Raw genomic sequence first — 15474 nt, 5'->3', positions numbered from 1 at the left:
TCAAGCCCAGCAGCCCGGGCGCTGGCAATTGGCGTGCAACACCACCTCGCAGTCGCGGTGGATGGAGGCGGCATCCTGGTAGACCGGGCTGCACTTGACCTGCTCGCGTGTCAGCGTCACGTGGATCTGCTGCGCGGCCCAGTCGATGCGGTCGACCCAGGGCAGGCCGACCAGCACCTTGCGCCCGCCCGGCCACCAGCTTTGCGTGTGGACGACGAGGTAGCGGATCGCCCAGCTCTCATCGTCGAAGATCAGGTCCGCCACCTCGCCGATGCGTTGGTCGACGGCCTGCACCTCGAAGCCGTCCATCTGCCCGCTGCTGCGCAACCGCATGTCCGCAGGGTATGCGCCGCCGGCACCTCGATCGGCATTGGGCGGCGGTGCAACCGACGGATACGGCGTGGCGCCCAGCGCCCACAGCCCGCCGCCGTCCCAGTAGGCGGGGTAGTGGTAGTGGCGCTGGAACTCATCCTCCTGCTGCCGCGAGAGCGGCTGGCCGATGTCCAGCGCAGGGCTGGTGCGCACCAGCCGGCGCGTCAGCGCGATGTCGATCACGCGGTCCCGCCGCAAGGGCTGCTTGATCGAGTAGGGCGAGATCAACACATCGCGTTCTGCCAGCCACGTGCCGGCATCCACCACCAGGTAGCGGATGACCCAGCGCCGGTCGTCGAACAGCAGGTCCTCGACGGGGCCGATGTCGCCGTCCACCGCCTTCACGCGGGCGGTGACGGCTTGGCTGACGCTGGTGAACATACAAGGCTCCTGGGATGCAGGCGGATGGTGACGCGGCCCTCCGCTTGCGTCGGTGCGGTTGCGCACGTCCAAGAGCAGGTCAAGCGCGATCAGTTCATTGCGCTTCTTCCATCTCGGCCAGCAGCTCTTCCTTGCGCTGGGCCATCTCCTCGCCGAGCGCTTCGACGTCGAGGTCGCTCTTCTTGATCTTCGGGAACATTTCGCCTTCTTCTTCCTTGACGTGATGGTCGATGTACTCGCCCAGCACTTTCACCTTGGCGTCGTACAGCGGGTCTTCGGGAGCGGATTGCATGATCTGCGCCATCAAATCCTTGGCGCAGGCGTGCTCCACGTCGGCCTCGTCGACGAGGTCCTCGTCATCCTCCAGCACGTCGCGCGCGGCGGGGTAGAACAGCTCTTCCTCGACGGTGGCGTGCACGGTGAGCTTGGTGCAGATCTCCAGCGCGAGCTGCTGCTTCTCTTCGTCGTCGCCCTCGGCTTCGACCAGTTGCTCATAGGCCTTGAACAGCGCCTTGACCTCCTTGTGGTCGGCGGTCAGCAGTTGGATGGCGTCGGTTGACGCGGTGGTCTTGGGGGTGTTGGCCATGGTGTTGTCCTTCGCCCGGCGGTTGCCGGGCCGTTGCGAGGTGCTTCGCGGTTGCGGTGGATGGGCGTTGGCCGCGTTGGCCCGCCGGTATACGGTCAGTTGGCGTCGTCGGCGTGCTGCTGGCCCGGCGTTTCCAGGGTGTCACCCTGTCCGGACTGCCGCTGTTGCTGGCCCTGGTCTTGCGATGGATTGCTGTTCATGTCGAACTTTCATATGCCGGTTATCCGGTGAAGGTCACGAGGCAATGCGGGTACCCGCTTGCATGCCTGACGTGTAAAGCCCCGGTGCGCCTGGCGTGAGGGGCCATTCGCGAGGGCGCATCGCCCCTTGGGCCCCAGCAGCAACCGGCAAAAACGGCCGACCGCGGCGGCGGCTTTCGCCGTGCTTGCCGGTGCCCCGCGTGCTCAGCCGTGCTCGGGCCCGGTCTGATGCAACGCGAAGAAGCTGTAGCAGCCTCCGCCTGCGCGTTTGCTGCGGTACATGGCCTGGTCGGCGCAGTCGACCAACTGCTCGACGTTGTCCGCGTCGTCGGGATACACGGCGATACCGATGCTGGCGGCGACGCGCACGGGCTTGCCGCCCGCGTCAGCGATCTGGCTCAACGCGTCCATCAGCTTTTGCGCCACCAGCCCGGGGTTGGCCGCGTCGGCGATCTCCGGCAGCAGCACGATGAACTCGTCGCCGCCCAGGCGGCAGACCGTGTCGATCTGGCGCACGCAGCCGACCAGGCACCGGCTGACCGCGCGCAACACCTCGTCGCCGACCGTGTGGCCGTGCTTGTCGTTGATCTGCTTGAAGCTGTCCAGGTCCATGAAGAGCAGGGCGAGCCGCCCGTCGTTGCGCCTGGCCTGGGTGAGGCTCTGCGAGAAGCGGTCGAGCAGCAGCAGCCGGTTGGGCAGGCTGGTCAGCGCGTCCAGTTCACTGGAGCGGGTCAGTTCCGCCACCAGCAGCGCGGTGGATTCGGCCATGTCGCGCGACCGCATGGCATCCACTACCAGTTGCTCGTTCGCTTCGAGCAACTGATGCAGGTGGTGGCCGCTGAGCTGCCGCTGGGCCTCGGCCAGGTCGGCCAGCACGTGGGCCAGCTCCGCACGCGCGGCCGCAGTCTGGGCACGCAACGCGGCCAGTTCCGCTTGCACTTGTCGCGCATCGCGTGGTTCGGAAGCCGTGGCCATACAGCATCCCTGCTCGTTGACTGCCGTTCGCAGCGTGGCTCAGCCGCCGCGGGCGGGAGAGGCCGGGGCGCGTGTCGCCGGGCGACCGCCCAGCAAGCCTTCCTGTTCGGCAAGCATCGTGCCCAGTTCGATGCCGTCGTCGCCGATGCGGTATTCGCGCAACTCGTCGGAGTGGCGGCTGTCGCGCACCTTCACGACGGCCAGCACGCGCCGCAGCCGGCTTTGCACCTCGATGTAGCGCTGCACGATGATGGCGTCCGTCATGAACGCCGTGCCGTAGGGGCTGAAGCGCAGGTCGGTGTAACGGTCCTCCAGCTCGGAAGTCATCAGCACCGTCACGCCCAGCCCGGTCAGCGACATCACCAGCCGCAGCAGCGACTCGCGGAAGTCCTCCTTGAAGGACGGCCCAAGCGCCAGCTCGAAGCCCGACAGCGAGTCGATGACGACGCGGCTGGCGCTGAGCCTGCGGATCTCGGCGACGAGCAACTGCATGACCTCCTCGATGGACACGTCGGCCGCATGGCTCTCGACCACGCCGACGCGGTCGTCCGCAATGGCTTGCGCCAGCGTGCTGCTGTGTACGCGGTTGGGCCGGCGCTCGAACGCGGCGATCACGCCGGTCTCGCCATTGCGCACACCGGCGTCCAGGAAGGCCGCGGCCAGGATGCTCTTGCCCGAGCCCGACGGCCCCGCCACCAGCAGCGAGTAGCCGCGCGGCAGGCCGCCGTCCATCATCTCGTCCAGCCCTCGGACACCCATGGAGGCCCGCGGGACCTTGCCTCCGTCCTTGGCCGGTGGCGCGGCGGCCGGCGTCGGCACGAAGATGTGCAGCCCGTCCCTGCTGATGCGGAACGGGTGCAGCCCCGGCAGCGACGGCTGGCCGCGCATCTTCATGATCTCCATCTTGCGCACCATGGAGTTGCGCTGCACGCTCTGGCGCATCCAGATCAGGCCGTCGGCCACGGTGAACACCGGGTTGGCGTCCGTGTCGGTGAAGTACTCGCCGATCAGGAAGGTCGTGGCCTGCCAGCTCGTCATCAGCATGCCGAGCTGCTGCATGAAGCGTTGCAGGTGGTTGTGCGCGTTGCCGCCGCCGTCCGTGGCCAGCACGACGGAGCGGAACGAATCGACGAAGACCAGCGCAGGCTCGTGCCGGGCGACCTCCTCGGTGATGCGCGCCAGCACGTGGTCCAGGTCGCCCGCCATCGCCTCCTCGCAGAGGTTGACGAAGTGCACGCTGCGGTTCACGGCCGCCGCGTCGAAGAAGGCGAACTGCTGCTGGTAGCGCAGCATCTTCAGCGGCGGCTCGCCCAGCACGGTGAAGTACAGCGCCGGCCGTGCCTCGGTGGCCAGCGAGAACATGAGCTGGTGCGCCAGCGTCGTCTTGCCGCAGCCCGGCTGGCCGGCGATGAGGTTGAACGAGAACTCGGGCAGGCCGCCACCCAGCAGGTCGTCCAGCCCGGGCACGCCCGTCGACAGGCTGTTGATCTTCACTTTGGATGTCATGGGCTAGGGTCCTGCTCCGGAGGAGCGCTCGAAGGGGGCGACCAGGCGGCTTGCAGCAGGCGTTCGCTCAGCCGCGCGCCGATCAGGGTGGTGAGCAGCTCGCGAAAGGTCGTGAACAGTTCGCTGCCGACCTCCATGGCAACGGCGGGCGGCTGTGCGGCGAAGAGCGTGGCCAGGTCGGCTGTGTCGTCCGTCGCGTCGGCGCGCTCCACCTTGAGCGGCGCGAGCCATGGATGGCGAGCGGCGGTGAGGTGCAGCGTGCGCCTGAACAAGGCCGCCACGCCGCGGCGGCCGACCACCGCTTGCAGGGCGGACGTGACGTCCGACCACATGCCGACGATCGCGTCGGCAATCTCGCGGGAGTCGGCGTCCTCAGCCACGCGTTGGGCCAGAGGAGCCGTGCATCGGCTGCTCTCTCGGCTATCCATGGACGGGGGCATCAGAGCGGAAGAGCGGAGGAGTGTAGGCCTCGGCAGGCGCGCCGCGCGCCGGCCTGCGTGCCCGCCTCCCCCCGCGAAAAACATGATTGCAAGCGTCTCACTGGATCCGCCCTGTGCAGCTGCGGTGCTCGGCCCGGTCGGTTGAAGGGCGGGCGTGCGCGGTCGACCAAGCAGCCGAATGGTCGAACCCAGCATCGATCGATTCGAGATCCCTGTCGGTGCGGTAGCGCACATGGGCCACTTGAACCGCGCCCGCCGTGGGAAATTCGTCCGCGAGGGGTGAATCGTCCGGGCAGGCCCGTGACATGACGAGAGCGCCCGTGGCGAGCGTGGTGCCCGTCGCCATGGCGGTGCGCTGGTAGGGCTCCTTCAAGAAGGCTGCCCGCCGTGCCGGACCAGGCGCTTCTGGAAGCCCGTGATGGTGACCGTCACCGTGACCGGCTGCTGGCTGCGGTTCTTCCAGAACCAGCCATGCGTTCCAGCGAATGGTGCGATGAAAGTGCCGGCGCCCTGGCGCTGCCCGGCGTCGATGTCGTAGCTGGTGTACTCGTCCTTGGAGCCGGGCCGCTCGCCGTGCAGGTCCACGGCCACGTCGGCACTCGCGGACCACTGGAAGACCATGCCCTGGCCGGCGTCCAGTTCGGCCTGGACCTCGGCGCCCTTGCCCGGGGCCAGCGTCACCGTCACGGTCTCGGTGCGCGGTGCCAGCCCACTCGGCTTGACTGCCTGGGCATCGAAGCTTTGGCCGGGCTGCTTGCCGAACACGGCCTCGGCCTTGGCGGCCAGCGCGGCGTTGTCCCGCGGGTCGGCGGCCCGGAGCGGCGTGCCGGCAGCCAACAGCAGGCTCACGGCGATCATACGTTGCGTTTTCATGGCGACCTTTACTTGATGGTGAAGCGCAGGGTCGAGGTCTTGGCTTCGACGTTGTTCAGCACGGCGACAACCTTGGCGCCAGGGGCGATCTTCACGCCGGTGGCGCTAGAACGCTTCCTGTGTGCCGGCTGCGGGCTCGTCGTCCCTTAACAGCCGTGCCAAGGGCCGCTCGCCCACCAGCCAGAACACGACCGGCGTGAGCACCGTGTCCAACAACGTGGAGCTGACCAGGCCGCCGAAGATGACCACGGCCACCGGATGCAGGATCTCCTTGCCCGGCTCGTCGCCGGCCAGCAGCAGCGGGGTCAGCGCGAAGGCCGCCACCAGCGCCGTCATCAGCACGGGCGTGAGCCGCTCCAGCGAGCCGCGCACGATCATGGGCTGGCCGAAGCGTTCGCCCTCGAGCCGGCACAGGTTGACGTAGTGGCTGACCTTGAGGATGCCGTTGCGCGTGGCGATGCCGGCCAGCGTGATGAAGCCCACCATCGTCGCCACCGACAGCGTCACGCCGGCCACCCACATCGCGATGACGGCGCCTATCAGCGCCAGCGGGATGTTGGCCATGATGACGCCGGCCAGCACGGCCGAGCGGTAGCGCGTGTAGAGCACCAGGAACATCAGCGCCAGCGACACCGTCGACAGGCCGACGATGAGCTGCGTGGCCTGCTCCTGTGCCTGGAACTGGCCCTCCAGGCTGACGAAGGCGCCCGTAGGCAAGGCGGTCCTGGCGATGACCTGGCGGACGTCGCCGATGACGCGGCCCATGTCGCGGCCGTCCGTGTTGGCGTAGACGACGATGCGCCGCCGGCCGTTCTCGCGGCCGATCTGGTTGGGGCCGTCGGCCTCTTCCACCGTCGCGATGCTGGACAGCGGCAGCCGCCCGGACGGCGTGTCGATCAGCATGCGTGCCAGGTCCTGCGGGCCGCGACGGTCGTCCGGCAGGCGCAGCACCAGGTCGTAGCGGCGCTGGCCGTCGACGATCTGCGCGCCGTGGGAACCATCGGTGAGCGCCTGCAGCACGCGCACCGCCTCACCCGGGGACAGCCCCGCCTGCGCCACCTTGCGCTGGTCCAGCCGCACGGCGATCTGCGGGATCAGCACCTGCTTCTCGACGGTGAGGTCGACGAGGCCCGGCACGCCGCTCAGGCCTGCGCGCATCTGCTCGCCCAGGCCGCGCAGCGTGTCGGTGTCGTCGCCATAGATCTTCACGGCGACCTGGGAGCGCACGCCGGACAGCAGGTGGTCCAGCCGGTGCGAGATCGGCTGGCCAATGGCGACCTGGGCGGGCAGCGAGGCGAGCTGGGCGCGGATGCGGGCCATCACGGCGTCGCGGGCTATGGGTCTGCCGTCGCGCCGCAGGTCCACGTCGATCTCCGACGAATGCACGCCCTCTGCGTGTTCATCCAGCTCCGCACGGCCGGTGCGGCGGCCCACCTGCGTCACCTCGGGCACCTGCGCGATCAGCGTCTCGGCCAGCGCGCCCATGCGGTTGGCCTCCGCCAGTGACGTGCCGGGGTTGAACATCAACGACAGCACCAGCGAGCCCTCGTTGAACGCCGGCAGGAAGGCGCGTGGGAAGAAAGGCACGCTGGCCGCGGCCGCCGCAACGGCGACCGCGGCCGTGCCGATCAACAGCTTCGCGTGCGGGAAAGACCACGCCAGCACCCGTTCGTCCCAGCGCTTGAGCCGCGTGACCAGCGGGCTGTCGCCATGCGTCAGCCGCTTCATGCGGGGCAGCAGGAAGGCGCTCAGCACCGGCGTGACGGTCATGGACACCAGCATCGACGCCAGGATGGACACGATGTAGGCGATGCCCAGCGGCGTGAACAGCCGCCCCTCGATGCCCGGCAGCGCGAACAGCGGCACGAACACGAGGACGACGATCAGCGTCGCGTAGACGATGCCGGTGCGCACCTCCACGCTGGCGGCCCGCACGACCTCCAGCACCGGCTTAGGCTCGGCCAGCGCGCGGTTCTCGCGCAGGCGACGCTGGATGTTCTCGACGTCCACCACCGCGTCATCCACCAGTTCGCCGACGGCGATCGCCAGGCCGCCCAGCGTCATCACGTTGATGGACTGGTCGAGCAGGCGGAACACCAGCGCCGTGACCGCCAGCGACAGTGGGATGGCGACCAGCGAGATCAGCGTCGTGCGCAGCGACAGCAGGAAGGCGAACAGCACGATGGCCACCATGACGGCGCCATCACGCAGCGCGCCGGTGACATTGCCGATCGAGGCCTCGATGAAGTCCGCCTGGCGGAACAGCACCTTGGGGGCGCTCAGGCCCTTGGGCAGCCCGGCCTTCAGCCCGGCCAGGGCGGTCTCGATCTGCCGCGTGAGTTGCACCGTGTCGGCGGCGGGCTGCTTCTGCACGCTGACGATGACGGCGGGCGCGCCCTTGTAGCCGGCATCGCCGCGCTTGAGTCCGGCCGCGAAGCGCACGCTGGCGACCTGCTCCAGCAGCACCGCACGGCCCTCCTTCCAGGCGACGGCAATGCCTTGCAGGTCCTCGGTGCGGTGGGTGCGGCCGAGGTGGCGGATGAGGTACTCGCGGCTGTTCAGGTCGATGAAGCCGCCACCGGCATTGCTGGCAAAGCTTCGCAGGGCCTGCTCGACCTGCGTGAGCGACACGCCCAGCTGGGCCATGCGCACCGTGTCGGGCTCCACGCGCAAGGTGCGCACCTCGCCGCCGATGGGGATGACCTGCGCCACGCCGTGGATGGCCAGCAGACGGGGCCGCAGCACGAAGTCGGCGTACTCGCGGGCCTGCATCGCGTTCGCCTCGTCCCCCAACGGCAGCGCGATCAGCATCACCTCACCCATGATGGACGAGACCGGCCCCATCGCCGGCGTGATGTCGCCCGGCAGCTGGCCGCGCAGCTGCGCCAGCCGCTCGGCCACCTGCTGCCGGTTGCGATGGACGTCGGTGCCCCAGTCGAACTCGGCGTAGACGATGGACAGGCCGACGCCTGAGGTCGAGCGCACGCGCGTGATGCCCGGCATGCCGTTGAGTGCCGTCTCGATGGGGAAGGTGACCAGCTGCTCCACCTCCTCGGGCGCCATGCCGCCGGCCTCGGCCAGCACGGTGACCTGCGGCTTGTTCAGGTCGGGGAAGACATCGACGGGCGTTCGCCACGCGGTCAGGCCGCCATAGGCCATCAGCAGCGCGGCGATGGCCAGCACGAAGAGCCGGTTGCGCAGGCTGGTGTGGACGATCCAGTTGAACATGGCCGGCCCTTCAGCGGATCTGCGCGATCAGCGCGGCGCCCTGCACGACGACGCGGTTGTCCGCCGCGAGGCCGCGCGTGACGAGCACGGTCTTGGCGTCCAGCGGCGTTACCTGCACCGGCTGTGGCAGGTAGCGCTCGGCGCCCGTCTTGATCCACACGACGGCCTCGTTGACGGGGCTGCGCACGACGGCGTCGGCCGGCAGCACGATGCCCTTGGCGCGGTCCTTCAGCGCGACGATGACGCTGACCGTCTGGCCGACTGCGAGCGGCGCTGCCATGTCGGCCCGGGCGCGGAAGCTCAAGGGCAGGGTGCCGTCGCGCAGCGTGCGGGGCACGCCGGCCAGCTGCAGCTTCACGCCTTCGACACCCGCCAGCGCCGCGCCGGCGATGCGTAGGCCCAGCGTGAGGTCAACCGCCTGCGCTTCGATCATCAGCCGCGCGGGGTCGACGATGTCGACCAGCACGTCGCGCGCGTCGATCACCTGGCCGGCCATCAGCTCGGAGCGGGCGATGACGCCCGACACGGGCGCGCGCAGCGGCTCGCGCTGGTCCAGGCTGGCAGCGATGCTGCGTTCGCGCGCGGCCAGGGACTGGGCCTCCAGCCGCGCCGCGTCGATCTCCTTGCGCGGCACCGTGCCTTCCAGGCCTTCGAGGCGCTTCAGGCGCTGCTCGGCGAGCTGGCGGCCGGCGCGCAGCTCGGCGCGCTGCGCCTCCTGGTTGGCCTGCGCGAACGGCTCGGCATGGTGGTGCAGCCAAGCCAGCACGTCGCCCTTGCGCACCGCCTGGCCGGGCACCGGCAAGCCGTTGGGGCCGGGCTCGATGCGGCCGCCGTGGCTGGCCTGCACCCGCCCGCTGGCGTTGGGGTCCTGCACGACGCGGCCGGGCAGTTCCAGCGTCGCGGCGGCTTCGGTCTCGGGCGCGAGCCGCGTGCGGATGCCCATGCGGCGCTGGGCGATCTTGGGCACGTTGACGCTGCCGTCGGGCAGGCGCAGGAGGCCCGAGGCGTGGGCCGGCCCGGCCTGGTCGAGGTGTTCGCCGTCGGGGCCGTGGGCGCCCGGGCCGGCCAGGCCGGCGGTCGTGGCGAGCAGCAGGCCGAGCGTGAGCAGCGGGCGCTTCATGCCTGGCCTCCGTGCCAGGTCTTGGCGCCCTTGCGGCGGCGCCAGGCGGCGAGGGCCACCAGGACCGCCGCGACGACGCCCAGGCCGATCCACAACTTGCGGGAACCGCTGGTGTGCTCATGGCCGCGGTCGGCGGCGCCGGCATGGTCGTGCGCGTGCGGCGCTTCGGCGGCGGCTTGCGCCTGTTCGGCCGTCACCTTCAGCGTGGCGTCCAGCAGGTCGGACTGGTTGCCGTGGATGACGGTGATGACCACGGCGTGGTCGCCAGGCTTGCCGAGCAACTTCAGCATGGCCTCGTCGGCCACGGCGTAGTCGCCGATGTCTTCATGAAAGGGCGCCTTGGCCTTGAGGCCACCCGACTCGACCTCGACGCGCGCATTCAGCACCGGCTCGTTGGTGGCGAAGCGGTCGATCAGCATCGAGAACTCGCCACCACTCAGCGTGGCGACCAGCTCGAACTGTTCGCTCTTGGCCTCGATGCGGGGGCGGCTGCCGCCGGGCGCTGGGGTGGTCGCCGGGCCGTCGAGGTGCTCGCCGTTGGGACCGTGGGCGCCCGGGCCGGCCGCGGCGCCAAGGCTGAAGGTGGCCGCAAGCAGCGCCGTGGCCAGGCCGCGCAGCAGGGAGATCGGGATGGTCATGGGAGGAATCCTTGGGCTTGTTGGAGCCGCGCCTGGGCAAGGTGCAGCTGGGCGTGCTGGCGTTCACTGGCGGCTTCGGCCTGTGCGGCGGCGCCGAGCGCGCGCAGCAGTTCAGGCAGCGGCGACTCGCCGGCCCTGAAGGCCTTGTCGATGTGGGCGGCGCGCTGGCGCAGCAGCGCGGCGCGCTGGGCCTCCAGGTTGGCCTGGGCCTGCGCGGCCTGGACTTGGCTGCGCGCCAGTTCCAGTTCGGCCGCGAGGCGGTCGCGGGTGCGCTGCTGCTGGGTCAGCGCCAGGTCGACCTCGGACAGCGCCGCCGCGATGCGCGGCTGGGCATGCGCCTGCGTGCCGAAGGGCAGGCGCAACGCGACGCCGACGCTGTTCTGCGTGGGATTGCCCTGGCCAGGGCGCTCCTGGCGCAGGTTGACGCCCAGTTCCGGCCCATCGCCCCGCTGGGCTTGCGCGAGGGCCAGCTTGCGCTGGGCGCGCTCGACAGCCCGCGCGGCGAGCTGCAGTTCCGGGTGTGCAGCGCTGAGATCGAAGGTGGCCGCCGTGGCCGCAGGTCGAGCCTGGGGCGAGACGGCCAGGCCCGTCAGCAGCTGCCACTGCGCCTGCTGTGCGCGCAACTTCTGCTGCGCGTCGGCCGCCAGTGCCTGGCTCGCCAGCCATTCGGCGCGGGCGGCCATGGCATCGGCGGGCGCGAGGTCGCCGGCCTGGACGCGGCGGTCGACGTCCTCGGCCAGGCGGCCGAGCAACTCGCCCTGCAGCGCGGCGAGGCGCTGTTCGGCCTCGAGGGCGGTCCATTGGCCGAGCGCTTCGCGCACCTGGCCGGCCACATGCAGGCGCGCGGCCTGCTCGGCGGCGGCGCTCCAGTCCAGCTCGGCCTGGGCGGCCTGGCCCGCGGTGGCACGGGCACCGAGGCGCCACAGCGGGAGCGCGATGCCGACCTCGGTTTCGCGCTGGCCGTCAGCGGCGTTGCCGCGACCTTCACGCTGTGACAGCTGCAGCGCTGGCGGCGCAGCGAGCCAGCTGCCGGCGACGGCCTGGTCGGCGCGCGCCTGGCGCTGCCGGCCTTGCGCCTGCGTGGCCTCGACGGAGCGCTGCCAGGCGGCTTCGACGGCCTGGGCCAGCGTAGGGCGGGTTGCTGCAGACGCCGCGGTGGTTGAAGCGGGCTGCGCCTGGGCGACACAGCCGAGCGCGCTGGCAGCGAGGGCGCTGCCGGCGAGCCATGGAACGAGCCATGGGTGGGATTTCACGAGGGTCCTGATGCGAAAGGAGCGGCGACCCGCCTGACGCCAGCGCAGCGCAGGTCAGGCAGAAGACGCCGCCGCCGGGAAGCGACAAGCGGCCGCGCGTCACGCGCAGGCCGCGGCGGCGATCAGGACAGGGCTTTGGGTGGCCGCTCGGGGCCGGCCAAGCAGGGCGGCGGCGGGGGTGTCGCCGCGGTCTGCACCAGCATCGCGGGCGGCAGTTGCAGCAGGCTCAGGTTCATGCAGCTCATCAGCACCGGCGCGTGGACGCCGCAGTCGCTGGCCAGGTGCTGGGCCGATGTGAGCGACTGGTCCTCGTGGACGCCGTCCGCAGCGCCGACCTCGTCGTGATGGTGGCCCTGGCCCTCGAAGTGCATCAGCGCATGGCCTTGCTCTTCATCGTCCGCCATCACGGCGGCAATGCCCGCATGCGCCAGCGCTTGCCAGCACATGCACAGCATCAGGATGAAGTTCGTGAGGCCACGCCGCATGAACGTCAGTTTAGCGGAGCGATCGTTCGAGGCGCATCGGCGCGGCCATGACGGCCATGTCTCGTCCGGGGAGACGAGGCTCAGTTCGCCGGCTTTGCGATGACCCTCACCTCGCTGAGTGCGGCCGGGTGTGCGGCCGTCACCGTGGGGAAGCGAATGCGCAGGAAGGCCGCTGTGAGGGGTTTGTCGAACAGCGCGAAGTCGTAGTTCTTGCGCCCGCCCTTGGCTTGGTGAACTTGCTGCCAGGTGGTGGAGTCCTTGCTGATCTCAACGACAAAGTCGGGGCCGCCCTCACCGGGCACAGCCAATGACAGCCAGTGCAGGGCGTAGACGTTCTCAAGGTGGACGAGCCAGAACGCACTGCCGTCGACGGGGTCGGCCTGCCACGAGGTCTGCTCCTGATCGTCGTTGGCCTTCGGGCCTTCGTGGCCAGGCTGCGCGCTGCTGACGGCCGTGGGCCGGTTGATGGTCACGTTGACCGGGTCGCCCGGGAAGGCGATGCGCGTGAACGGCGGGTGGTTGACGACGGGCTGGTCGGGCGCCAGGGGCGACTGGCCCGGCACGAAGCGCTCCGCCCCGGTCGTCGTGATGGTGATGCGCGCCGGCTTGAGGCCGGGCGACGTCGCCTCGATGACGGTCTCGCCAGCGAAGTACGACCGGAAGCTGATCGCGGCCTGGCCGTCGCGGATGGCGACCGGCGACTTGCTGCTGAAAGCGATGCTGCGCCCGGTGGGGAACTTGCCTGGGCCGCTGACGATGGTCAGCGTCACGTCCGGCGAGTTGCTCAGCGCCCGGCCGGTCCCGTCCTGCACGGTGACGACGAGATGGATGTCGTCCAGCCCCTGCGTGCCGCGGATGACGGTCTGGCTGGCGGCCAGTTGCAGCTGCGCAGGCTTGCCGTCCACCGGCCAGGCGGGCGGTGGCACGCCGGCGTAGGTGTGGCGGTACCAGTGGTACTGGCGCTTGGGCAGGCGGAAGTAGTCGACGAAGCCCATGGCGCCGAACTCGATGGAAGCGATGGAGCCGTGGTCGAAGGCGCACCACAGCGCCTCGCCCGAGCGCCAGGGGTAGCGCCACGAGTAGGGACGCGGGTTGGCCTGCTGGTCCGGCGTGTCGGGCATCAGGCCGAAGCCGGGCTCATAGGCACCGGGGCGGTCCACCATCGTCGAGCCGTATTCCGACACGACCGAGGGCACGCCGGGGTTCAGGAACAGCGTCGCGCCGTCGCCGTTGTAGCCCGCCACGTCGCCCAGCTTGTCGATCTCGCCGCGCTGCGCACCGCCGATGGCGACCGGCCGTGTCGGGTCGATGCGGTGGAAGAAGGCCACCTCGCGTTTGAGGAAGTCCCGCATCGCCCCCATCGCCTCGCCCTGGGTGAAGAAGGGCTCGTTGCTGGCGCTCCAGATGACGATGGACGGGTGGTTGCGGTGGATGCGCACCATTTCCTCGACCTGTCGCAGCACGCTGGCCTCGAACTCGGGACGGTCCGCCGGGTCGGGCGGGTAGGCGCTGGACAGCCAGCTGCCGTCCGCACCGAAGCCGCCGATGCCCCAGAAGGGCGCTTCGGACCAGAACAGCATGCCCAGCTCGTCGGTCGCCTTCGAGAAGGCCGGCGAATGCGGGTAGTGCGAGCCGCGGATGAAGTTGAAGCCGGCGTCCTTGACCATCTTCACGTCGCGCCTCGCGGCGCCGTCGGTCACACCGTCGCCCCAGCCGGCCTGGTCCTGGTGGACGTTGGCGCCGATCATGTAGAGGTGCTTGCCGTTCAGGAAGAAACCCTTGTCGGCGGTGAACTTGACCGTGCGGATGCCGAAGGGCGTCTCGAAGCGGTCGACTGCCCGGCCGTTCACGAAAAGGCGGCTGACCATCTTGTAGAGGTAGGGCTGTCCGGGCGACCACAGCCGCGGCGAGGGGATGGCGGGCAGGGTCTGGTCGTAGTCGAGCTTGCCCGCGGCGGGCACGGTCTGCTCGCTGCGATGCTGCGCCACGCGCTGGCCGGCGGCGTCCAGCACTTCGGACACCACGGCGACCTTGGCCGGCGCGGGGCGGCCGTTGAGCACCTCGGTCTGCACGCGCACGGTGGCCCGCTCGTCGGACACCTGCGGCGTGGTCACGAAGGTGCCGTACCAGGCCACGTGCACAGGATCGGTGATGACCAGGCGCACGTTGCGGTAGATGCCGCCCGAGAACACGTGCTCGCCGGCGCGTGGTGCGACGCGGGCGTTCCACTCGTTGTTGACGTGCACGGCCAGCAGGTTGCGGCCGGTCTTCACATGCGATGTGATGTCGACGCTGAAGCCGGTGTAGCCGCCGACGTGGCGACCGGCCTGCTTGCCGTTGACCCAGATGACGGCGTCCTGGAAGACACCGTCAAACTCCAACGTGATGCGCTTGCCCTGCGCGCTGGTGGGCAGTTCGAGGTTCCTGCGATACCAGCCATGACCCACGTAGAAGCCGGTGCCCAGAAAGTAAGGCTCCGAGAACGAGTGGGGCAGGTCGGCGCGCCGCCATTGCGAGGTGTCGTGTTCCGCCGCGTGCGCACCGGCCGGGTTGCCGAGGGTAAAGAGCCAGTCGCGGTTGATGGGTTCGCTGCTGCGCGGAACCGCGCTGGCGATGCTGGCGAGTAAGCCCAGGCACAGGGCCACTGCGAGGTGAAAAAGCCGTTTCATGTCGACGTCCTTGGCCTGGGCTGCACAATCAACGCTGCGGCGTGACCCGCACCATGATCACGCCATGCGGGGCGACCTTGCCGCCGTAGCTGCCGCTGACGCCCTTCGTGACCTTCTTGCTCCACAGGTCTTTCACGTCGGCCTTCTGTTCGGTAGCCAGGCCCAGGCGGTCCCACTTCAGCTTCATGTCGGCCGGCGTCTTGCCGCGGTTGAACAGCACGGCCGCGAACTCACCACCCTGCAGCGGCCGCACCCAGACTTCGAGGTCACCTTCCTTCAGCATCCGGCGCCCTTGCTTGCCCAGCGGATCCTGGTCCACGGCGATGACGTCCTTGTTGGTCAGGATGCGCACGGTGTCGGCGTCCATCCTGGACAGGTCGTTGCCGGCGATCAGCGGTGCCGCGAGCATGGCCCACAGCGAGAAGTGGCTCTCGTATTCCGTCGTCGTCATGCCGCCGTTGCCGACTTCCAGCATGTCGGGGTCGTTCCAGCCGTTGGGGCCGGCATGGGCGGCGCGCTCGACCTGCATGTCGAGGATGTTGGTCATGCCGTGCGACCAGTCCTTCTGGCCTTCCCAGGCGTCGTAGATGTCGCCGGTGGTGCGCCACAGGTGGCCGGTCGTCGGGCCCCAGCGCTCGGGATTGGCGGTTCCCCATTCGCAGATGGACAGCACGATGTCCCGGCCCGACTCGCGCAGCGCCTTGGCCATGATGGTGTAGGCGGCTTCGGCGTTGCGCGTGCCGGTGTG

The 15474-nt window shown here is 69.8% G+C and carries 13 protein-coding genes and 1 pseudogene; all 14 read right to left on the bottom strand.

Annotated elements, in window-relative coordinates:
- A complete protein-coding gene (locus ASD35_RS21830; RefSeq protein ID WP_056877024.1) occupies positions 1–753 on the bottom strand; it encodes a PRC-barrel domain-containing protein in 753 nt (250 codons plus the stop codon).
- A 94-nt stretch (positions 754–847) separates the two neighbouring features.
- Complete coding sequence (locus tag ASD35_RS21825) at positions 848–1339, bottom strand: hemerythrin domain-containing protein (RefSeq protein WP_056877023.1); 492 nt, start codon at positions 1337–1339, stop codon at positions 848–850.
- 404 nt (positions 1340–1743) lie between these two features.
- Complete coding sequence (locus ASD35_RS21820) at positions 1744–2457, bottom strand: GGDEF domain-containing protein (RefSeq protein WP_235538421.1); 714 nt, start codon at positions 2455–2457, stop codon at positions 1744–1746.
- A 96-nt stretch (positions 2458–2553) separates the two neighbouring features.
- Complete coding sequence (locus ASD35_RS21815) at positions 2554–4020, bottom strand: ATPase domain-containing protein (protein WP_056877021.1); 1467 nt, start codon at positions 4018–4020, stop codon at positions 2554–2556.
- On the bottom strand, positions 4017–4400 hold the full coding sequence (locus ASD35_RS21810; RefSeq protein ID WP_056877020.1) for a hypothetical protein: 384 nt from the start codon (positions 4398–4400) through the stop codon (positions 4017–4019). Before ASD35_RS21810 ends, ASD35_RS21815 begins: the two co-directional genes overlap by 4 nt.
- Positions 4401–4557: 157 nt before the next feature.
- Entirely contained in the window at positions 4558–4806 is a 249-nt protein-coding gene (locus ASD35_RS21805; RefSeq protein WP_157275704.1) for a hypothetical protein, read from the bottom strand.
- Between the two features lie 23 nt (positions 4807–4829).
- Positions 4830–5333, bottom strand: coding sequence for a hypothetical protein (locus ASD35_RS27840; protein ID WP_200956080.1), 504 nt, complete (start codon positions 5331–5333; stop codon positions 4830–4832).
- A gap of 105 nt (positions 5334–5438) precedes the next feature.
- On the bottom strand, positions 5439–8561 hold the full coding sequence (locus ASD35_RS21795) for an efflux RND transporter permease subunit (RefSeq protein ID WP_056877017.1): 3123 nt from the start codon (positions 8559–8561) through the stop codon (positions 5439–5441).
- Between the two features lie 10 nt (positions 8562–8571).
- Positions 8572–9681 (bottom strand): efflux RND transporter periplasmic adaptor subunit, encoded by a 1110-nt coding sequence (locus ASD35_RS21790; protein ID WP_056877016.1) that lies wholly within the window; start codon positions 9679–9681, stop codon positions 8572–8574.
- On the bottom strand, positions 9678–10319 hold the full coding sequence (locus tag ASD35_RS21785) for a hypothetical protein (RefSeq protein ID WP_056877015.1): 642 nt from the start codon (positions 10317–10319) through the stop codon (positions 9678–9680). The genes ASD35_RS21790 and ASD35_RS21785 overlap by 4 nt, the downstream gene beginning before the upstream one ends.
- A complete protein-coding gene (locus ASD35_RS21780; RefSeq protein ID WP_082580344.1) occupies positions 10316–11572 on the bottom strand; it encodes a TolC family protein in 1257 nt (418 codons plus the stop codon). Before ASD35_RS21780 ends, ASD35_RS21785 begins: the two co-directional genes overlap by 4 nt.
- 122 nt (positions 11573–11694) lie before the next feature.
- Positions 11695–12057 (bottom strand): hypothetical protein, encoded by a 363-nt coding sequence (locus ASD35_RS21775; protein ID WP_056877014.1) that lies wholly within the window; start codon positions 12055–12057, stop codon positions 11695–11697.
- Between the two features lie 80 nt (positions 12058–12137).
- Entirely contained in the window at positions 12138–14726 is a 2589-nt protein-coding gene (locus ASD35_RS21770) for a glycoside hydrolase family 2 TIM barrel-domain containing protein (RefSeq protein WP_082580343.1), read from the bottom strand.
- Positions 14727–14754: 28 nt separating this feature from the next.
- Positions 14755–15474: pseudogene (locus ASD35_RS21765) on the bottom strand (glycoside hydrolase family 27 protein); the annotation flags it as partial.

The sequence above is a fragment of the Pelomonas sp. Root1444 genome (genome assembly GCF_001426885.1).
Classification (GTDB): domain Bacteria; phylum Pseudomonadota; class Gammaproteobacteria; order Burkholderiales; family Burkholderiaceae_C; genus Pelomonas.
Note: the sequence above shows the minus strand (reverse complement) of the source record. Positions and strands in the feature narration are given on the sequence as shown.